Source organism: Nonomuraea sp. NPDC049709 (assembly GCF_040674815.1).
In the GTDB taxonomy this organism is placed as follows: domain Bacteria; phylum Actinomycetota; class Actinomycetes; order Streptosporangiales; family Streptosporangiaceae; genus Nonomuraea.
The window spans coordinates 16,722-35,598 of sequence record NZ_JBFANM010000104.1; the positions used below are offsets into that span (position 1 = coordinate 16,722).

Annotated in this window: 21 protein-coding genes; 6 read left to right on the forward strand and 15 right to left on the reverse strand. The window is 73.5% G+C overall.

Annotation, left to right across the window (positions count from 1 at the left end; genetic code table 11):
• Positions 1-6: 6 nt before the first annotated feature.
• Genes AB0J69_RS54600 through AB0J69_RS54625 form a run of 6 tightly spaced genes read right to left on the reverse strand, consistent with a single transcriptional unit; the run spans position 7 to position 4,609 of the window.
• On the reverse strand, positions 7-1,011 hold the full coding sequence (locus AB0J69_RS54600) for a zinc-dependent dehydrogenase (RefSeq protein WP_364135771.1): 1,005 nt from the start codon (positions 1,009-1,011) through the stop codon (positions 7-9).
• Positions 1,008-1,433: a PTS sugar transporter subunit IIA gene (locus AB0J69_RS54605; RefSeq protein ID WP_364135774.1), complete on the reverse strand. Its 426-nt coding sequence runs from the start codon at positions 1,431-1,433 to the stop codon at positions 1,008-1,010. The genes AB0J69_RS54600 and AB0J69_RS54605 overlap by 4 nt, the downstream gene beginning before the upstream one ends.
• Positions 1,426-1,734, reverse strand: coding sequence for a PTS lactose transporter subunit IIB (locus tag AB0J69_RS54610; protein ID WP_364135776.1), 309 nt, complete (start codon positions 1,732-1,734; stop codon positions 1,426-1,428). Before AB0J69_RS54610 ends, AB0J69_RS54605 begins: the two co-directional genes overlap by 8 nt.
• Positions 1,735-1,737: 3 nt before the next feature.
• Positions 1,738-2,856, reverse strand: a complete 1,119-nt coding sequence (locus AB0J69_RS54615) for a PTS mannitol transporter subunit IICB (RefSeq protein WP_364135779.1) — start codon at positions 2,854-2,856, stop codon at positions 1,738-1,740.
• Positions 2,857-2,888: 32 nt separating this feature from the next.
• The gene (gene pfkB / locus AB0J69_RS54620) at positions 2,889-3,851 is read right to left on the reverse strand and encodes a 1-phosphofructokinase (RefSeq protein ID WP_364135781.1); all 963 of its coding nucleotides are present in this window, start codon (positions 3,849-3,851) and stop codon (positions 2,889-2,891) included.
• Positions 3,848-4,609 (reverse strand): DeoR/GlpR family DNA-binding transcription regulator, encoded by a 762-nt coding sequence (locus tag AB0J69_RS54625; protein WP_364135784.1) that lies wholly within the window; start codon positions 4,607-4,609, stop codon positions 3,848-3,850. Before AB0J69_RS54625 ends, pfkB begins: the two co-directional genes overlap by 4 nt.
• 102 nt (positions 4,610-4,711) lie before the next feature.
• Here AB0J69_RS54625 and AB0J69_RS54630 point away from each other — a divergent pair, with 102 nt between their 5' ends.
• Positions 4,712-5,596, forward strand: a complete 885-nt coding sequence (locus AB0J69_RS54630) for a hypothetical protein (protein ID WP_364135786.1) — start codon at positions 4,712-4,714, stop codon at positions 5,594-5,596.
• A 3-nt stretch (positions 5,597-5,599) separates the two neighbouring features.
• Here AB0J69_RS54630 and AB0J69_RS54635 read toward each other — a convergent pair whose 3' ends face one another.
• Positions 5,600-6,208, reverse strand: a complete 609-nt coding sequence (locus tag AB0J69_RS54635) for a class I SAM-dependent methyltransferase (protein WP_364135788.1) — start codon at positions 6,206-6,208, stop codon at positions 5,600-5,602.
• 21 nt (positions 6,209-6,229) lie between these two features.
• On the opposite strand from AB0J69_RS54635, the gene AB0J69_RS54640 reads away from it, so the two are divergent.
• Positions 6,230-7,096 (forward strand): hypothetical protein, encoded by an 867-nt coding sequence (locus AB0J69_RS54640; RefSeq protein ID WP_364135791.1) that lies wholly within the window; start codon positions 6,230-6,232, stop codon positions 7,094-7,096.
• 154 nt (positions 7,097-7,250) lie between these two features.
• On the opposite strand, the gene AB0J69_RS54645 is transcribed toward AB0J69_RS54640, so the two are convergent.
• The 5 genes from AB0J69_RS54645 to def form a co-directional block, all read right to left on the reverse strand.
• Positions 7,251-7,610: an MmcQ/YjbR family DNA-binding protein gene (locus AB0J69_RS54645; RefSeq protein ID WP_364135793.1), complete on the reverse strand. Its 360-nt coding sequence runs from the start codon at positions 7,608-7,610 to the stop codon at positions 7,251-7,253.
• Positions 7,611-7,619: 9 nt separating this feature from the next.
• Positions 7,620-8,036, reverse strand: coding sequence for a CBS domain-containing protein (locus tag AB0J69_RS54650; RefSeq protein ID WP_364135795.1), 417 nt, complete (start codon positions 8,034-8,036; stop codon positions 7,620-7,622).
• A gap of 186 nt (positions 8,037-8,222) precedes the next feature.
• Positions 8,223-9,626 carry an aminotransferase class V-fold PLP-dependent enzyme gene (locus tag AB0J69_RS54655; protein ID WP_364135798.1) on the reverse strand — a complete coding sequence of 468 codons (1,404 nt, stop codon included), beginning with the start codon at positions 9,624-9,626 and terminating at the stop codon, positions 8,223-8,225.
• On the reverse strand, positions 9,619-10,251 hold the full coding sequence (locus tag AB0J69_RS54660) for an XRE family transcriptional regulator (protein ID WP_364135800.1): 633 nt from the start codon (positions 10,249-10,251) through the stop codon (positions 9,619-9,621). Before AB0J69_RS54660 ends, AB0J69_RS54655 begins: the two co-directional genes overlap by 8 nt.
• Positions 10,252-10,258: 7 nt before the next feature.
• Positions 10,259-10,792: a peptide deformylase gene (gene def / locus AB0J69_RS54665; protein ID WP_364135802.1), complete on the reverse strand. Its 534-nt coding sequence runs from the start codon at positions 10,790-10,792 to the stop codon at positions 10,259-10,261.
• Between the two features lie 153 nt (positions 10,793-10,945).
• On the opposite strand from def, the gene AB0J69_RS54670 reads away from it, so the two are divergent.
• Both AB0J69_RS54670 and AB0J69_RS54675 read left to right on the forward strand, forming a co-directional pair.
• Positions 10,946-11,749: a methyltransferase domain-containing protein gene (locus AB0J69_RS54670; RefSeq protein WP_364135805.1), complete on the forward strand. Its 804-nt coding sequence runs from the start codon at positions 10,946-10,948 to the stop codon at positions 11,747-11,749.
• A gap of 107 nt (positions 11,750-11,856) precedes the next feature.
• Positions 11,857-12,009 carry a hypothetical protein gene (locus AB0J69_RS54675; protein ID WP_364135807.1) on the forward strand — a complete coding sequence of 51 codons (153 nt, stop codon included), beginning with the start codon at positions 11,857-11,859 and terminating at the stop codon, positions 12,007-12,009.
• A gap of 58 nt (positions 12,010-12,067) precedes the next feature.
• Here the strand turns inward: AB0J69_RS54675 and AB0J69_RS54680 are convergent, their stop codons facing one another.
• Positions 12,068-12,583 (reverse strand): hypothetical protein, encoded by a 516-nt coding sequence (locus tag AB0J69_RS54680; protein WP_364135810.1) that lies wholly within the window; start codon positions 12,581-12,583, stop codon positions 12,068-12,070.
• Positions 12,584-12,953: 370 nt separating this feature from the next.
• A complete protein-coding gene (locus tag AB0J69_RS54685; protein ID WP_364135813.1) occupies positions 12,954-13,880 on the reverse strand; it encodes a hypothetical protein in 927 nt (308 codons plus the stop codon).
• 130 nt (positions 13,881-14,010) lie between these two features.
• On the opposite strand from AB0J69_RS54685, the gene AB0J69_RS54690 reads away from it, so the two are divergent.
• On the forward strand, positions 14,011-14,955 hold the full coding sequence (locus AB0J69_RS54690) for a GNAT family N-acetyltransferase (RefSeq protein WP_364135816.1): 945 nt from the start codon (positions 14,011-14,013) through the stop codon (positions 14,953-14,955).
• 36 nt (positions 14,956-14,991) lie between these two features.
• Positions 14,992-15,753: an arylamine N-acetyltransferase gene (locus tag AB0J69_RS54695; protein ID WP_364135819.1), complete on the forward strand. Its 762-nt coding sequence runs from the start codon at positions 14,992-14,994 to the stop codon at positions 15,751-15,753.
• Between the two features lie 27 nt (positions 15,754-15,780).
• Here the strand turns inward: AB0J69_RS54695 and AB0J69_RS54700 are convergent.
• On the reverse strand, positions 15,781-18,877 hold a 3,097-nt coding region (locus tag AB0J69_RS54700), incomplete at its 5' end, for a LuxR C-terminal-related transcriptional regulator (RefSeq protein WP_364135821.1).

The window sequence follows — 18,877 nt, forward strand, 5'->3', positions numbered from 1 at the left end:
CATCTCCTAGGGTTCGATCGTGACCTTGATGGCCGTACCCCGGCTGACGAGGTCGATCCCGTCCAGCGCCCGGGGCAGTGGCAGCCGGTGCGTGATCAGGTCGGACACCACGACGGCCCCCTCGGCCACGAGCCGAAGCGCCTGCGCGTTGTGGGCGGGGCTGGAGCCGTTGGCGCCGACGACGGTCAGCTCGCGGTAGTGCACGAGATTCGAGTCGAGGGCGATGACCGGGTCGTCCTTGGGCAGCCCGCCGAAGAAGCTGATCCGGCCCTGCCGGGCGGCCATGCGCACCGCCTGTTCCTGCGCCGCGCCCGAGGCCGCCGCCGTGATCACCACGTCGGCGCCCCGGCCGCCGGTCAGCTTGAGCACCTGCTCCACGGGGTCGGAGTCGATGGCCGCGTCGGGGTTCACCAGCTCGGCGGCCATCGCCAGGCGCTGCGCGTTGACGTCCACGAGGAAGACCCGGGCCGCCCCGCGTGCCCGCGCCAGGCGTACGTGCAGGCAGCCGATCGGGCCCGCGCCCATCACCACCACGTCGTCGCCGGGGCCCACCCGCGCCAGCGTCTGGCCGTTCAGCACGCACGCCAGCGGCTCGGCCACCGACGCCTCCGCGAAGCCGACGCCGTCGGGGATGGCGTTGACGCCGTCCACGGCGAGCACCTTCGCCGGCACGACCATGTACTCGGCGAAGCCGCCGTCGTAGTGGTAGCCCATCGACTCCTGGTTCGGGCACACGGTCTGGCGGCCCCGGCGGCACTCGGCGCAGGCGCCGCACGGGATGGCGGCGATCACCTGCACCCGCGCGCCGGTGTCCACGACCTCGCCGGCGATCTCGTGGCCCATCACGCGCGGCGGCACGATGTGGTGATGGCCGAACTTGAAGATCTTGGCGTCGGTGCCGCAGGTCGAGCAGTTGCGTACGCGGATCTTCAGCTCGCCCGGCCCGGCCACCGGCTCGGGCGCGTCCTCGATCCTGATGTCGCCTGGGGCGTGGAATCGGGCGACCTTCATGTGAGCTCCTGTACCACTTGGGAGACCTCGGTGGCCTCGCGCAGCGCTCGCGCCCGGTCCGGGTCGAGCAAGATCTCGGCCAGCGCCGCCAGCAACGGCACGTGACCGTCGTCCTTGGCGGCGATGCCGACGCACAGGGTGACCGGCTCGCCGTCCCAGTCGATACCCCCGGGGAAGCGCACCACGCAGATGGCGTCACGCTTGACGTCCTCCTTGGAGGCCGCCGTCCCGTGCGGGATGGCCACGCCCTCGCCGACGTAGGTGGAGATCGTCCGCTCGCGTTCGAGCATCGCCTCGATGTACGGCTTCGCGACCGCACCCACGTCGACCAGCGCCCGCCCGCACCGGCGGATGGCCGCGGCGCGGTCGGGGGCGCTCTCGTGCAGCAGCACGGCCCGCGGGTCGAGCAGACCCTCACGCATCGACCGTGCCGCCGTTCTTGATCGTGTTCACCAGCCGGGTCACCGCCGGGTCGCCCAGGAAGATCTGGAACGACACCAGCACCTTCCCCGGCGCGGCGGCCCGGGCCCGGGCCGCCAGGCCCGAGTGGCACACGACCACGTCGGCGTCGTCGGGGATGGAGTTGACCGGGGTGTGCTCCACGGTCACGCCGGTCTCCTTGAGCTGCTTCTTGAGCGTGGAGGCGAGCATCACGCTGCTGCCCATGCCCGCGTCGCACGCCACGATGATCTTGCGGATGTCCTTGCTGTCGATGCCGGGCATGGCTCAGCCTTCCTTGGAAGCGGTTTCTGGGGTTTCGGTGGGCTCCTCGGTGGGCTCCGCGGTGGGCTCGGCCTTCTCGCCCCTGCCGAAGCCGAGCAGGATGGCGGCGACGGCGAACGACACGCCCGTCGCCACGAGGATCCCCAGGCTGGAGCCGAGCCAGCCGCCCTTGGGGGTGACCGCGAGGTAGGCGAAGATGCTGCCGGGCGACGGGGTGGCGACCAGGCCGGCCCCCGTGACCATGAACGTGAACACGCCGGCCGCGCCGCCCGCGATGACGGCCAGGATCAGGCGGGGCTTCATCAGCACGTACGGGAAGTAGATCTCGTGGATGCCGCCGAAGAAGTGGATGATCATCGCGGCGGGCGTGCTCGGCCGCATCGCGCGCGGCCCGAACAGCAGGTACGCCAGCAGCAGCCCCAGCCCGGGCCCGGGGTTCGACTCCAGCATGAACAGGATCGACTTGCCCTGCTCGGCGGCCTCGGCGACGCCCAGCGGGCTCAGCACGCCGTGGTTGATGGCGTTGTTCAGGAACAGCACCTTGGCCGGCTCGATGAGCACGGAGGCGATCGGCAGCAGGTTGTTGACGATCAGCCACTCGACCGCGTTGCCGGCCGCCGTGGTGACGGACTGCACGACCGGGCCGATGCCCAGGAAGCCGACCACGGCCATGGCGGCGCCCACGATGCCGGCGGAGAAGTTGTCCACCAGCATCTCGAACCCGGCCTTGGTCCGCTGCTCCGTGAACCTGTCGACATATTTCAGGATCAGGGCGGTGAGCGGGCCGATGATCATGGCGCCGAGGAACATCGGAGCTTCCGTGCCCACCACGACGCCCATCACCGCCACCGCGCCGACGACCGCCCCGCGCTGCCCGTGCACCATCCGGCCGCCGGTATAGGCGATGAGGACCGGCAGCAGGGTCGAGATGATCGGGCCGACCATCTTCGCGAGCGTCTCGTTGGGCAGCCAGCCGGTCGGGATGAACAGGGCGGTGATCAGGCCCCAGGCGATGAACGCGCCGATGTTCGGCATGATCATGCCGGCCAGATGGCCGCCGATGCGCTGGATGGTGGCCTTGACCCCGGTTCCGGTGACCGGGGGAGTGTACGTGTCGGCCATGGACTTGCTCCTTTGGGGGGACGAGCAGTAGATCAGCCGGTGGGCAGGGGGGAGGAGAGGGGGCGTTCGGGGTCGGGCGGGCGGATGGTGACGGAGTCCAGGCAGATGTCGGCGGGGCCGGGCATGCGGCTGCCGGGCAGGCTCACCGCCGCGGCGCCCCAGGCCAGCGCGCGCGCCAGGGCCTCGGGTCCGCGGCCGCCCCCGGCCAGGAAGCCCGCCAGCATGGCGTCGCCGGCGCCGACGGAGCTGCGCGGCTCGGTCACGGGGGCCTCGCCGTACCAGCTGCCGCCCTCCTCGACGAGCACGGCGCCGTCGGCGCCCAGGCTGGCCAGCACCGTACGCGCCCCGGCGGCCCGCAGCTTGCCCGCCGCCTCGGCCACGTCGCCCAGGCGGCGCAGCGGCATGCCGGTGGCCGCCGATAGCTCCTCGAGGTTGGGCTTGACCAGGGCGGGCGCGGCGCCGAGCGCGCAGGCGAACGCGGGCCCGCTGGTGTCGACCGCCACGTGGATGCCCGCGCCCGCGAACCTGCGGCAGAGCCGGGCGTAGACGTCGGCGGGCACCTCGGGCGGCAGGCTGCCGGAGGCGACCACCCAGTCGGCGCCCTGGTCGCCGGAGTGCGCGGCGGCCAGCACGGCGTCGGCGATCGTGTCGAGCTCCGCCGGCGACAGGGCGGTGCCGGGCTCGTTGATCTTGGTGGTGGTGCCGTCGGGCTCGGCGAGCGTGACGTTCGACCGGGTCGGGCCGGCGACGGGCACGGTCACCATGTCGAGCCCCTCGGCGGCCAGCAGGCGGACGAGCTGCCGGCCCTCGTCCCCGCCGTACGGCACCACCGCCCTGCTCGCCACCGAGTTGGCCAGCAGCGCGCGCGAGACGTTGACCCCCTTGCCGCCGGGGTCGAGGCGGGCGGCGGCGGCGCGGATGACCGCGCCCCGGTCGAGCGAGGCGATCTCGATCGTGCGGTCGAGGCTCGGGTTCAGGGTCAGGGTGAGGATCACGCCCTGATCACCTCCGGGCCCGCCGCCGCCAGGTCGGCGGCCAGCGACGCGTCCAGCCCGGTGTCGGTGATCACCACGTCGATCTCGCTCAGCTCGGCGAACGTGGCCAGGTAGGTGTTGGTGAACTTCGTGTGGTCGGCCAGCAGCACGCTGCGCTGCGCGGCCTTGACCATGGCCCGCTTGATCGCCGCCTCGGCCGGGTCGGGCGTGGTCAGGCCGCGGGTCAGCGAGCAGCCGTTGGTCGCCATGAACGCCACGTCCACGTTGAGGCAGGCCAGCGGGCGCAGTGCCCAGTCGTCCACCGTGGCCAGGGTCTTGCCGCGCAGCCGCCCGCCCAGCATGATCACGTGCAGGTTGGCGCGGGCGGCCAGGGCGGTGGCCAGCGGCGGAGAGTTCACCACCACGGTCAGCTCCCGGTCGGCCGGCAGCACCTTGACCAGGCGGCCGGTGGTGGTGCCCGCGTCGATGATCACCGAGCCGTCCTCGGGCAGCTCGGCGAGCGCGGCCTTGGCGATGCGCTCCTTCTCGGCCGTCATGACCTCGTCGCGGGTGGCCAGCGCGGGCTCGAACCCCAGCCGCTCCACGGGGATCGCGCCCCCGTGCACGCGGCGCAGCACGCCGGCCCGCTCCAGCGACGTCAGGTCGCGGCGGATCGTCTCGGTGGTCACGTCGAGCTCGGCGGCCAGCGTCACCACGTCGACGCGGCCCGCGGCCCGCGCTCTCCGCAGGATCTCCTGCTGCCGTTCCTCGGCGTACATGATGTTGATTCACCGCCGTTTCGTGTTGGTTTCCTCTGTGTTTATACCCGTTTTCGTTGGCTGGTCAAGGGTGTGCTGCCGGAATCTGGTAGTTATAGGCGGGTGCGAATCAAGCCCCTGGCCCCTCTGCTCCTCACCGGGCCCCTCCTCCTCGCCACGCTCGCGACGCCCGCCCGCGCCGCCGAGACCGCCGCGTCCCGGCCGCCCCGCGTCCCGGCCGGGACGACGGCGGCCTGGGTGGTGTTCGACCGGCAGGCCGGCAAGATCGTCGCGACGAAGAACGCGCACCGGAAATACCGCTCGGCCTCCGTCGTCAAGATCCTCATCGCGATCGACTACCTGGAGCGGCGCAAGAGCGTGCCGGCGGCCGACGCCAAGCTGCTGAAGGTCATGCTGCGCTCCAGCGACGACGACGCGGCCTCGGCCTTCTGGGACCGCCTGGGCAAGGGGCAGATCATCGTCCGGCAGGCCCGCAGGCTGGGCCTGTCCGACACCACCCCGCCGCCCGCCTCCAAGCCGGGGTTCTGGGGCTACACCTCGCTGAGCGCTTACGACATCGTGCGCACCTACCGCTACCTGCTCGACAGGGCCGACGCCCGGGTCCGCGACACGATCCTGGGCCACCTGCGGCGCGCCACGCCGTGCGGGGCCGACGGCTTCGACCAGACCTTCGGCATCCCCGACGGGGTGCCCCGGCCGTGGGCGGTCAAGCAGGGCTGGTCGGGGTTCGGCACGACGCCGCCGGTCCGGTGCGGCGGCAACGCCAGGGCCGTGGGCGCGCCGATCTCGTGGATCGCGCAGCGGGCCACCGGTTCGGGCGTGCCCGACTACGGCCGCCCCGTGCTGCACACGACCGGGCTGGCCGGCCAGGGCGACCGCTACGTCATGGCCGTGCTGACCGCGCACCCGGCCGGCGGCACATGGAGCTCCTCCGTCAAGCGCACCACCACGCTGACCCGCGACCTCTACCGCAGCGTCACCGGCTGAGCCTCACCGGCCGACGAAGGCGAACATCCGCGTGCCGGGTTCCAGCGGCACGGGCGGGCCGGTGTAGCGGTGCACGCCGACCCCGTAGTCGGTGCCCTCGACACCGACCCGCTCGAACCCGCCGCCCTCGAACCAGTCGCAGATCACCGGCACCAGGTCGGGCTCGTGCCGCCCCCTGGTCCAGATGACCATCGCCCCGGGCGCGCAGAGCTGGGGCAGCGTGGCGACCGTGCGGCGGATGTCGTCGTCGGTGATGTTCCCGAACACCCCGCAGACGAGCACGAGGTCCGCCGGCACGGCGCCCTCGTACGCGCGCACCACGGCGGCGTCCCCGCACACCACCTCGGCCCCCTCCGGGGCGATGCTCCGGGCGGCGGCGGCGTTGCGCTCGTCGAGCTCGACGAGCCGCGCCCGCACCTGCCCGCGCCGGGGATGCCCGGCCAGCACGGGCAGCAGGTCGCGCCCCTGCCCGGCGCACAGGCTCACGACCCGCGACGCGCCCTCGTCGAGCGCCACCCCCACCCACCTGCGGGCCGTGCGCAACCGGCGTTCCAGGGAGGAACCCGGCTGGTCGTAGAAGTCATGCCATTTAACCCAATCGCGCTCCGTCATGATCATTGATAGTTGTAGAGGATGGCGGAGCGAGCAAATGCTTTTGACCGGGTGCTCAGGCAGGCGGGCGGCCCGGAGACCTTCGACGTCCTGGCCGGGCGGCTGCCCGGCGCCGACCTGACGACGCTGCTGCTGGAGGTGATGCGCCACCGCTCGCGCGCGCTCTCCCCGGCCGACGTCCTGCGCCGCTACGGCCACGACCGTTTCGTGGCGCCCGCGCAGGTCCCGTTCCGGCGGCTGCGGCGGGCCGAGGACGCGGTGCTGTCGGCCCTGCCGGACGAGATCGAGCTGCTCACCCTGGCCCCGGTCGCGCCGCTGGGCACCCACTCGGCGCTGGGCCCGGTCGACCAGAACAACGTGATCTCCACGATCAGGAACAGCGAGGTCGCCGCCGACCCCACCAACGCCCTCGCCCTGGAGGCGGCGCTGCGCCGCCGCGCCGACCCCACCCGGCCGGTACGCCTGGCGGCCCTGCAACGCGTCGTGCGCGCCCAGCGCTTCGAAGGCGCCGCCAGCTACGCCCACTTCACCCTGTTCGCCGTGATCACCGCCGGTCGCGACACCGGCGACCTGGCCTTCGAGCGCACACACGCGGCCGAGCACCTGGCCGTCCTGACCGCCGCCGTCCGCGCCTGCGGAGGCGCCGACGCCGAGGCCCGGGTCACGGTCCTGGACGAGCGGTTCGAACGGGTGGCGGCGGAGCTCGACGCCACCCCGGACCCGGACCGGCCGGGCGGGCGCGGCTACTACACCGGCCTCTGCTTCAAGATCTACGGCAAGGGCGCGGAGGTGGGCGACGGCGGCTTCGTCGACTGGACGGCCCGCCTGCTCGGCAACCGCAAGGAGCGCCTGCTCATCAGCGCCCTGGGCATCGACCGCTTGAGCTGAGGCCGGACCCGCGCGGCTCTAAGGGGCCGCGGGCTCTAAGGGCCGGGCGGCTCTAAGGGCCGGGCGGTTCTAAAGGCCGGGCGGTTCTAAAGGCCGGGCGGTTCTAAAGGCCGGGCGGTTCTAAAGGCCGGGCGGTTCTAAAGGCCGGGCGGTTCTAAAGGGTCGTGCGGGCGGCGGCGCGCTCCTGCTCCAGGCGCACCTTCTTGGGCACGCACATCCGCCAGGCCTCCAGCACCAGCTCCCGCATCTCCGCCACGTCGATGGCCGCCGTGCGCACCTCCACCCAGTTGAAGCGCATGTCGGACTCCCCCGGCAGGAGGAACTTGGCCGGCTCGGCGGCCACCAGCGCCGCACGCTCCTCCTTGGGGAAGCCGAACCCCATCTGCGTCTCGTCACGCGAGAACGCGACGTAGACGATCTGGCCCACGCGGAACTTCACGCGGTCCCGGATGAGGTGCTCCGACGAGCGGGGGAGCGTGCGCGCGAACTGTCGTACGTCGTCGACTGTGACCACACCGCCACGTTACCGGTTGCCCTCGGCGGCGGAAATGTCGGCGAGCGCGGAGTTCGGGTCGCGCTCGACGGCCAGGTCGCCCAGGCTCACCACGCCGACCGCGCGGCCGTCCTCGACCACCGGCAGGCGGCGTACGGCGTGCGTACGCATGAGCTGGACGGCCTGGTCGATGCTGGTGTCGGGCCCGACGGCCTCGACGGACGGGCTGCACGCCTCGCGTACCGGCGTGTCCGGGCCCCGGTCGTCGGCGACGACGCGGACGGCGATGTCACGGTCGGTGACGATGCCCTTGATGCGGCCGTTGTCGTTGACGATGATCGCCCCGGTGTCGTTGTCGCGCATGAGCGTCGCCGCGACGGACACCGGCTGGTCGGCCTCCACCGTCGCCGGGTGGGAAGTCATCACATCTGCCACGGTCTTCGCCATGGGAGCCTCCTGTGGATCGGTCCGGCCGACCCCCTACCCGGGCGGGTGCGCGATTCACGGGACCCGGCCGCTTCTCTTCGCCCGCCGTGCGTGCCGGGCCGGCGGGCCGCGCGCGTCGTCACCCGCCGTGACGAGCGCCGCGTCGGCCCCCCGGACCCGTTCCGGCGCCGGGGCCCGACCGTGGGGTCAGAGGCTCTTGGCCGCCACCCGGATCTCGTCGAGCAGGATCGCCAGGTCCCGCTCGGTCGTGTCCGGGTGCAGGAAGCACGCCCGCAGCGCCTCGTGCCCGCCCAGCCGGGTGCCGGTGAAGAAGACGTTGCCACGCGCCTGGACCGCGCCGGGGATGGCCCGGTTGAGCGCGTCCAGGCCGTCGGGGCGCGGGATGTGGCGGAACGCGGTGATCGAGGTCGTGACCGGCGCGAGCAGTTCGAAGTCCGGAGCCTGCTCGACCATGGCGGCCAGGGTGCGGGCCAGCCCGGTCGTGTGGTCCACCAGGCGCTTGACGCCCGTCCGGCCCAGGTACGACAGCGTCGCCCAGGTCTTCAGCGCGCGGAACGGGCGGGTCTGCTCGGGGCCGTACTCGGCGAACCAGCCCAGGTCGTCCGCGTTGTCGTCGATCAGGTAGGAGGGCACCAGGCTGAACGCGGCCCGCGCGGCGGCCGGCTCGCGCAGCAGCGCGCAGCCGCAGCCCACCGGCACCCCGAGCCACTTGTGCGGGTCCAGGGCCAGCGAGTCGGCCCGCTCCAGCCCGGCGTAGTGCGGCGCGGCGCCGTCGGCCAGGACGCCGAGCGCGCCGTACGCGCCGTCCACGTGGAACCACAGCCCGTAGGAGCCGGCCACGTCGGCGATCTCGTCCAGGGGGTCCACCGCGCCGGAGTTGACGGTGCCCGCGCTGCCCGCCACGCAGAACGGCCGCAGCCCCGCGTCCAGGTCCTCGGCGATCATGGCGCGCAGCGCGCCCACGTCCATCCGGTACGCCGCGTCCACCGGCACCGTACGCACGTTCCGCGCCCCCAGGCCGAGCAGCTGGGCCGCCTTGTGCAGGCAGCTGTGCCCCTCCTCGGTCACGTACATGACCATGGGCGGCCGGCCGGCCAGCCCCTCCTCGCGGGCGTCCCACCCGGCCGCCAGCGCGGCCCGCTGGCGGGCGGTGGCCAGGCAGATCACGGTGGCCATGGACGCGCCGCTGGTCAGCAGCCCGCCACCGGGCGGGTGCGGGAAGCCGACGAGGCCGGCCAGCCAGCGCACCACCGTGCGCTCCAGGTGCGGCCCGGCGTGGTCGCCACCGGCGACGCTCGGGTTCAGGGCCGCGGCCAGCGGTTCGACGAGCACGCCCGCCGGATTGGGCGGCGAGTTCACCCAGCCGAAGAAGCGCGGGTGCCCGTTGCCCATCGGGTACGGCAGCACGTGCGCCCGCGCGTCCTCCAGCAGATCGTCCAGCGCGCGCCCCGTCTCCGGCAGCTCCTGGCCGGTGAGCCAGGCCAGGTCGCCGTCCGGCACCGGCCGCCACACGGGCCGGTCGCCGACGCCCTCGAGGTGGTCGGCCATGATCGCGGCCGCCTTCGCTCCGGCCAGGCGCAGCTCATCCATCGGGCGATTCCCTCCGTGGTTCGTGGTGCCCGACTGCCCCCGTCGTCTGGCCCAGCTCCATGGCCAGGTAGAAGACGCAGTCGGTGGTGCCGTCGTTGGCGAAGGCGTGGCGGCGGTCACCCGGGTAGTACGCCGAGTCGCCCGCCGCCAGCGTGTGCGGCCTGCCGTCGATCGTCAGCCGCAGGCCGCCGCGCTCGACCGCGAGGTATTCCCGCGAGCCCGGCGCGTGCGGCACGAACTCGCCCGCGTCCACGCCCGGCCCGATGGTCGTGCGCATGAACTCGAACTCCACCTCGCCCAGCACCGGCGACAGCACCCGCCGCTCCCAGCCGGACGGGTCGCGCAGGACCCGCTGCTCGGCGTGGCGCAGCACCCGCATGGCCCCGTGCGCGGGCTCGTCGAGCAGCCGGGAGATCGAGGTGCCCAGCGCCGTGGCCAGCCGGTCGAGCACCAGCACGGTCGGGGTCTTGGTGCCCCGCTCGACCTCGGAGACCATGCTCCTGCTGATGCCGCTCAGCCCGGCCAGCCGCTCGATGGACAGCCCGCGCGCCCGGCGCTCGCCCCGGATCCGCAGGCCCAGCTCGGCCATGGACAGCCCGCTGGACAGGACCCCTTCGCCTTCCATTCCTCCACTATAGCGATGCTTTATCCGCTTTAGTGGATTCCTGGTAGGCGGCCAGCACCTGCTTGCGGCGCTTGGCGGGCAGGCGGTCGATGTAGAGGTGACCGTCGAGGTGGTCGGTCTCGTGCTGCAGGCAGCGGGACAGCAGGCCGGTGCCCTCGACCGTGACGGGCTCGCCGGCGGCGTCGAAGCCGCGCACGGTGGCGTGGTCGGCGCGGGGGAGCGGCGCGTACTGGCCGGGGACGGACAGGCAGCCCTCGTCGCCGGTGTCGAGCTGCCGCTCGCCGACGCCGGGCAGCTCCAGCTCGGGGTTGACGACCACGCCCTTGTGCCGCTGCCCCTCGGCGTCGGGGCAGTCGTAGACGAACACGCGCAGCGGCACGCCGATCTGGTTGGCGGCCAGGCCGACGCCCTCCGCCGCGTACATGCTCGCGAACATGTCCGCCACCAGCTCCGCCAGCTCGCCGTCGAACCGGGTCACCGGCTCGCACGGGTGGTGCAGCACCGGGTCGCCCACGTGCACGATCGGCCGGACCTCTCCCACGACCACGCCTTTCCTGTGGTTTGCGAATGTTTCGCGACAAGTTTACGAGCGGTGGCGGATGGGTGTTCTCGTCTCGCTATACGAGACATTATCTCTTGAATGGTGAGACAGGCGCTAGGGTGATCCCACGTCGCGAAACGCGGGAGTCTGCCGATGGACGCCGTCTACACCCATGGCCACCACGAGTCCGTGCTGCGCTCGCACCGCTGGCGCACCGCCGGGAACTCGGCCGCGTACCTGCTGCCCCACCTCAAGCCGCACATGAAGGTGCTGGACGTGGGCAGCGGGCCCGGCACGATCACCGCCGACCTGGCGGGCCTGGTCGGGCACGTGACGGCGTCCGAGGTGAGCGAGGAGACGCTCGACCTGGCGAGGGCGGAGGTGACCGCCCGAGGGGTGGAGAACGTGGACTTCGCCGTGGCCGACGTGCACGCGCTGCGTTTCCCCGACGACACGTTCTGCGTGGTGCACGCGCACCAGGTGCTGCAGCACGTCGGCGATCCGGTGTCGGCGCTGCGGGAGATGGGCCGGGTGGCCAAGCCGCGCGGGTTCGTGGCGGCGCGCGACAGCGACTACTCCGGCTTCACCTGGTATCCGCGGGTGCCGGCGCTGGACGACTGGATGGAGCTGTACCAGCAGGTCGCGCGGGGCAACGGGGGCGAGCCGGACGCCGGGCGGCGGCTGCTGTCGTGGGCCAGGGCGGCGGGCTTCGAGGACGTCACCGCCACCTCCTCCACCTGGTGCTTCGCCACACCGGAGGACCGGGCCTGGTGGGGCGGGATGTGGGCGGAGCGGATCCAGCGCTCCGCCATGGCCGAGCGGGCCCTGGCCACCGGCGCCGCCACGGAGGCGGACCTGCGGCGCATCTCCGAGGGGTGGCTGGAGTGGGCGGCGGCCGAGGACGGCTGGCTGTCGATCCTGCACGGCGAGATCGTCTGCCGCGTCCGGGAGAGCTGATCCCGGCGGCCCGGCTCCGCCGCCGCGCCGCCGGGCTCGGAATAGGGCGGGGGCCGGCACTGTTCTGGCCTGCTGTTCAGCTTCGAACTCCTGGTGAAGGAATCGACATGGCAATCGCCTTCATGCTCGTCGTGAGCGGCATATTCGGCACCCTCCTCACCGGCGCGGTGACCGCCGGCGTGCTGCGCGGCATCAAGGGCCGGCAGTGGCCGGTGCTCCAGCGGCGGCGCGTCGTCTACCGCGGCTTCGTGCCCCGCTGACCGTAGGGCTGACGGCCCCGATGACGGTAGGGCTGACGGCCGGGCCGACGGCAGGCGGTCACAGGCCGAGAGTGCGGGCGCGCTGCCACTGCGGGTCGCGGTAGAGGACCATGTCCGTGCCGACCATCTCGTCGGGCGCCGACAACATGGTGATCTCGCCCGCGGCCTGCAGCTGCAGGAGCAGGTCGCGCACCCGCGGCCCCACCGGGAGCCGCCCGGTGGGCAGGCCCAGCCCGTTCCTGACCGTGTCGGCGATCTCCGACAGGTGGAACGGGCCGTCGAACCCCGCCACGATCCCGCGTACGACGGTCATGGTGATGAGGTGCTCGGCCTCGGCGTGCGCGAGCTGCCAGGTGATCTGCTCCCTGCGCCGCCCGGTGCCGGCGCAGCTCCTGCAGCCGCGCGTCAGCCCCGGCGCCGCCTCCTCCTCGGCCGTGCCGAAGCAGGCCGAGCACAGCCCGTTCTCGGCGGCGTGCAGCTCGGCCGTCATCCGGCCGCCCAGCACGACGCCGCACTCACAGGCGAACGCGTCACCCAGGATGCCGGTCTGAGGGAAGATCACATGCTTGGTCACCGAGCCGACTCTACCGGCGCTCTCCCGGGGTCGCTGTCGCGCCGCCGCCCGGGGCCCGGCAGATCCGCAGGCTCCCGACGCTTTCGACCGTGCGGTTGAGGCGGGCGTACCGGTCCATGCCCGCGCGAAATTCCCGACGTTTCGTGATTACGCGGCATTCCTTAATAGTTGGCCGGATTTGCGTTAGGGCCGGCGGCGGTCGAGCACGTGGCAGATGGAGTGCCGGCGCAGGTCGCGAGAGGGACAGGCTATTGCCGCGCAACTTTTCCGCAACCCATGCGGCAGGACAATGCTGCGGCATGAGACGAGATGTCGGCTCTGATATGAGGATTTCTGTTTGCTCATATGGAGACGAGAAAAAGGAGTGTCCTCACCCCCGCGCGTCGGCCAGCCCGTGCAACCGCCGCAACGCCTTGCGGGCCGCCGCCGCGACACGCTCGTCCGGATGGTGCTCGATGAACACCCGCAGCACCTGCCCCGTCCAAGGATGATCCCCGAAGGCCAGGATGGCGATCGTCCCCGCCTGCTCCTCGGCCTCCATGCCCATGGCGATCGACTCGATCACCTCGCCCGTCTCGCCCCCGAACTCCAGCAGCGCCGCCGCCATGTCCACCAGCACCCAGGCGATCTCCTCGGGCGCCGGCTGCCGCTCCTCCCGGCCGGTCCTGGCCGCGATCACCGCCCCCAGCTTGGGCTCCTCCAGCAGCCGGGCCAGCGCCGGCCGGCCCTCGTCGCCGAGGCCCGTCGACAGCACCTCCACGCCGACCGCGCGGCTCAGCGGGCTCACCGTGCCCAGCACCGAGGCGATCTCGGCCGCCGCGGCCGCGGCGTCCCTGTCCTTGAGCCACCCGGCCAGCTCCTCGCCGCGCTCGCCCTCCGGGTACGACCGCAGCCCGTGCAGCAGCGCCGCCGCGTCGGCGTCCGCGAGCGAGCCCATCACGGGGATGTCCTGCCCGGTGGTCTCGGCGATGATCTGCCGCGCCACCCACAGGCCGAGCCAGCTCAGCGTGTACGGCTCCGCCTGCCGTACCAGGCCGAGATCCGTCAGCGTCCCGGGCCGCTCGCCCTTGACCGGTTCCCTGGACAGGAACATCCTGATCAGCTCCAGCAGCAGCCCCTCGTCCTCGGCCAGCCGCACACGGCAGTGCTCCGCCCAGACGGCCAGCACCTCCGCGTCGTCGCCTTCCGGCTTCAGCTCGTCGGCCAGGGGAGCGGTGCGTACGGCCGCGGCGAGCGTGGCCTCGCCGGGCAGCCGGATCGGCGGCTGCAGGGGCAGCGTGTCGTCGTAGGAGCTCACGAGCCCATCCTTTCGCGATATTTCCGATAGAGTGCCCGCTGACGCCGAAAAGTCGGAAGAAAGGAGGCGCTGAGATGTTCGGTACTTGCCTGGGCGCTCTCCGCGCCCGCTTCTGCTTCTCGGAGGATTCATGCGTTTCCGTCCCGCCGTCGAGGGCGATCTAGACCGCCTGCTCGGCTGCGTCGTCGACGAGTCCATCAGCTGGTCCCACCCCGACCGGCTGCTGTCGTACCTGGAGAGCGGCAACTACCGCTTCGACCACATCTGGCTCGCCGAGGACGAGGAGAGCGGCGAGATCCTGGCCCGAGCCGTGTGGTGGAGCTTCCCGGACAGCACCGGCCCGCTCGCGCTCGACTGCCTGCACGTTCATCCATCGGCCGGCGACCGCGTGAGCGTGGCCGCCGAGCTGCTGCGCCGGGCCCATGCCGGTTACGGGCAGGCGCCCGCGTATCACGTCTTCGTCCCCAACGGCTGGCGCGACGACCCCAGAGCCGGCGCCGCCGTGGCCTGGCGATGGGCTGCCGCGGGGCGCGCCGGGCTGACCGAGGAGCTGGAACGCCTGCGTTACGCCTGGACGGAGGGCGACGCCCCCGTGCCCGAGCCCTCGGAGCGGCTCGTCTTCCGGGGCGATGACGACGACGAGGCGTTCGTGTCGGCGTTCCGCAGGGTGGCGGAGGGGACGCTCGACTTCCACACCCGCCAGGCCCTGGCCACCATGGACCCGGTGGCCCAGGCGCGGGAGGACGTGCGCGACTACCGGTCGATGCCGGGGGAGCGGGCCTGGTGGCGGCTGGCGTACGACAAGGGCGGTGCGCTCGTCGGGGTCGCGCTGCCGTCGGCCAACAACGGCGGGCCCGTGGTGGGCTATCTCGGGGTGGTGCCGGAGCAGCGCGGCCACGGGTACGTCGACGACCTGCTCGCCGAGATCACCCGCTTCCACGCCGGGCGCGGGGTGCGGCGGATCGTGGCCGACACGGACGCGGGCAACGTGCCGATGGCCAGGGCGTTCGAGCGGGCCGGGTACCGAAACTTCGCCGTCAGGCTGGTCTTGTCGGCGAATCCCGTGAACACGTGATGCGCGCCGGACCCCGTACCCGCCATCGTCGATCCCATGACATGGGACATCGAGAAGCTCGACCTTGACGCCTATCTGAATCGCATCGGCCACGACGGGCCGCGTACCCCGACGGCGGAGACGCTGCGCGCCGTCCATCTGGGGCACGTGCGCTCCATCCCGTTCGAGAACCTGGACGTGCTCCTCGGCCGGGGGATCCTCCTCGACCTGGGCAGCCTCCAGGACAAGCTGGTGACCGGCGGGCGCGGCGGCTACTGCCACGAGCACAACCTGCTGTTCGCCGCCGCCCTGGAACGCCTGGGTTTCCCCGTCACCCGGCACCTGGCCAGGATCCGGCTGGGCCGCCGCCACCTGCCCCGCTCGCACGCCACCCTCACCGTACGGGCGGGCGGGCGCACATGGCTGGCGGACGTCGGGTTCGGCGGGGAGGGGCTGGTGGAGCCGATCCCGTTCGAGGAGGGGGCGTCGCTGGAGTCGGGGGCGTGGCGGTGGCGGCTCGGGCGCGACGGGGAGTTCTGGGTGCTGTCGTCGGAGGAGACGGAGCTGTACGCGTTCCGGGCGGACGAGCCGCAGCTCCCGAGCGACTTCGAGGTGGCGAACTTCTACGTGGCCAACAGCCCGCATTCGCCGTTCGTCCGGCACGTGCTCGCCCAGCGGACGACGGCCGACGCCCGGATCCGGCTGGAGGGGATGACGTTCTCCGGGGCGGGGGAGCTGGCCGGGTGGCTGCGTGACGAGCTCGGGATCTCGCTCACGGAGCAGGACGCGCAAGCCCTGCTGCCCCTGCTCCAGCCCTGACCGGCCCGCAGGTGTGATCGGCAGGTGTCACGGGGCGGGGGGCTCGTGGGTGAGCGCCTGGCGGGTCAGCTCCACCCGGCTGTTCACCCCGAGCTTGGCGAAGGCGTGGCGGAGGTGGGTGTCGATCGTGTGCGGGGACAGGAACAGGGCCGCTGCGGCCTCCCTGTTCGTCATGCCCTGGGCGACGAGCCGTACGACCCGCAACTCGGCCGCCGTCAACGCCGCCCACCCCTGCCCGGCCCCCGCCTCCCGGGCCCCCGGCCCTTGCTCCGGTCGGCCGGGGGAGGCCGGCGGTCCAAACCCCGGCCGGCCGGGAGAGGCCGGCGGTCCTGTGCCGGACTCGGCGGGAGATACCGCGCCACACGCCCGGTACACGTCGAGGGCCTCGGCCCGCCGCCCCGCCTCCTCCAGCGCCGCCGCCAGCCCGAGCGGCCTGGGACCGGCCCGATGGAGCGCGATCGCCTCGTCCAGCCTCCCCTCGGCGTGCGCGGCCCCCGCCGCCAGGGACAGGTGACCGGGATTGCGCCGAGCCAGGTCCCGCACGCACTCCACCACCCCGGCCACTCCCCGCCACCGCGCCGCCATCCACGGCTCCTGCACGATCAGGTACGCCATCGCCCCACTCACCGCGCCCCCGCCCACCGCAGCACCGGGCACCGGAGGACGGGCACCCCGAAGCTCGCCCGCCGGAGGACCGGGCACGGGAGGACGGGAACCTCGGAGCTCGCCCGCCGAGGGGTCGGGCACGGGAGGACGGGCACCTTGAAGCTCGCCCGCCGGAGGCCCGGGCACGGATCGGCGACCATCCGTGAGTGCGGCTGGTTGAGGCGCCGGGAGAGCGGGTGCTCGCCATCGCAGTTCCTCGGCCACCAGCCCGGCCCCGTCGCCCGCCAGTTCCCGTCCCCGGTCCAGGAACTCCTGCGCCGCCCGCGGGTCGCCGCGCAGGAGCGTCACGTGCCCGAGCACGCCCAGCAGCGCCGGGGCCAGCGCCATTGCCGAGAGCTGCTCCGCCACCCGCAGCCCCGTCTCCGCCTCGGCCGCCGCGTCGTCCAGCCGCCCCCAGGCCAGCCACAGCTCGGCCCGGAACCGGTGCAGCAGGGGCAGCGCCCACGCCGTACCGAGCCGGCCGGACTCCCGCTCGACCACCGCGTACGTGTCCCGCGCCTCCTCGAACCGGTCCAGCGCCGTCAGCGCGGCCCCCAGCCACAACCGCGGATGCCGGTGCGCCGTCTCCCCGCCCGCCGCGTCCGCCAGCCCCACCGCCCGCTCCGCATGCCGCAGCGCGTCCCCCAGGTCGCCACGGAAGACCGCCACGGTGGAACGCGCCTGCAACCCCACCACCTGGGCGAACACCTCGCCCTCCGCGACCGCCTCCACCGCCGCCGCGTCGGCCGCATCGATCCGGCCGGTCATCATCAGCGCGTGCGCCCGTACGGCCAGCAACCGAGCCCGCTCCCGCACCGGCACCCCGGGCAGCGCCAGCACCCGGCCAGTCCGCCGGATGACACCCTCGTCGTCACCGGCGTGCTTGAGCGCCTCCGCCAGCCCGAGCGCGATCCCCGCCTCCTCCGCCACCCCCAGAGTCACGTCCCGCCCATCGGCGATCTCCCGCGCCTCACCCAGCCGCCCCGCCGAGGCCAGCAACCGCACCACCACGGCCACCAGCCCCCCACCCGCCACGCCCTCCGTCTCATTGCCCGGCGCAGCTTGCGGCTCACCGTCCGGTGCGGTTTCCGGCTCACCGTCCGGCACGGTTTCCGCCTGACGGTCCGGCACGGTCTCCGCCTCACCGCCCGGCACGAGACCCGGGCCACCGCCTGTGCCGGCGGTGGGCTCAGCGGGCGCGTCGGACGCCGGACCGCCAGGCTGGTCCGACAGCGGCAGGTCACCAGGACCGCCGGGCATCGGGTGGTCACCTGGACGGTCGGGCATCGGGCTGTAGGTGGTTGCGGGGGCGTCTTGGGGCGGGGTTGCCGCGACCGGGCGCCGGCCCGTCAGGTCGAGTGCTCGGAGCATCAGGTCGGCGGCGGCCGAGGGGGCGACGGCCTTCATCTCCTCCGCCGCCGCCCGTAGCTCCCGGACCGCCGCCAGGTCGCCCACCCGGGCCCCGTGCCGGAGGTGCTCGGCCAGCTCCGCCGGCGGGCGGCCCTCGCGCCGGAGTACGGTCGCCGCCTCCCGGTGCAGGGCGGTCCTGATCGCCGCCCCGAGCCCCCCGTACACCGCCTCCCTGATGAGGTCGTGCCTGAACGCCAGCCGGTCACCCTCCCCGACCAGCGCACCCGCGCGCACGGCACCGTCGACGTGCCCGAGCAGCGCCCCGGGCGGGACCCCCAGCATCCCGGCGGCCTCGTGCACCGAGAACGGCCGCCGCAGCACCGCCCCCACCTCCAGCAACCGCCGGGCCTCCGCCGACAGATCGCGCAACCGCCGCTCCACGGCGGCCACGAACCCCGCCGGCAGCGCGGACGCGCCGGACACCGAGGCGAGGCCGCCGTGCACCGAGGCGACACCGCCGCGCACCGTGATCCGGCCCTCCGCCAGCAGCCCGCTCAGGACCTCCTCCAGCAGGAACGGGTTCCCGCCGGCGGCCCGCGCCAGCTCCAGCACCGACGCCCCCGGCTCCGCCCCGAGCAGCCGCCCGCACAGCTCGGCCGCCTCGTCCGGGGCGAGCGGCGGCAGCGGCACCCTCCGCGCGCTGCCCTCGGCGATCAGCCGCTCCACCGCCTCCTGCTCGGGCAGGGGCCGCCGGGCCAACAGCCACACGACCGGCGACCCGGCCAGCCCGGGCACGAGCTGCCGCAGCGCCAGGCACGTCAGCTCGTCCGCCCACTGGACGTCGTCCAGGACGATCGCCAGCGGCCTGGACCGGGTGAACCGGTCGATCTCCTCACCGAGTCGCTCGATCGCGCGGAAACCGCCGTCCGGCCCGCGCTCCGGAGCCGACAGCGCCCCGTCCAAAGGGCCCGGCGCCCCTTCCGAAGGGCCCAGCGCCCGCCACAGCGTGGACAGCGGCGCCACCCGGTCCAGCTCGGTGGCCCGCCCGGCCGCCACCACCCGCCCGGCCGCCACCACCCGCCCGGCCGCCACCACCCGCCCGGCCGCCACCACCCGCCCGGCCGCCACC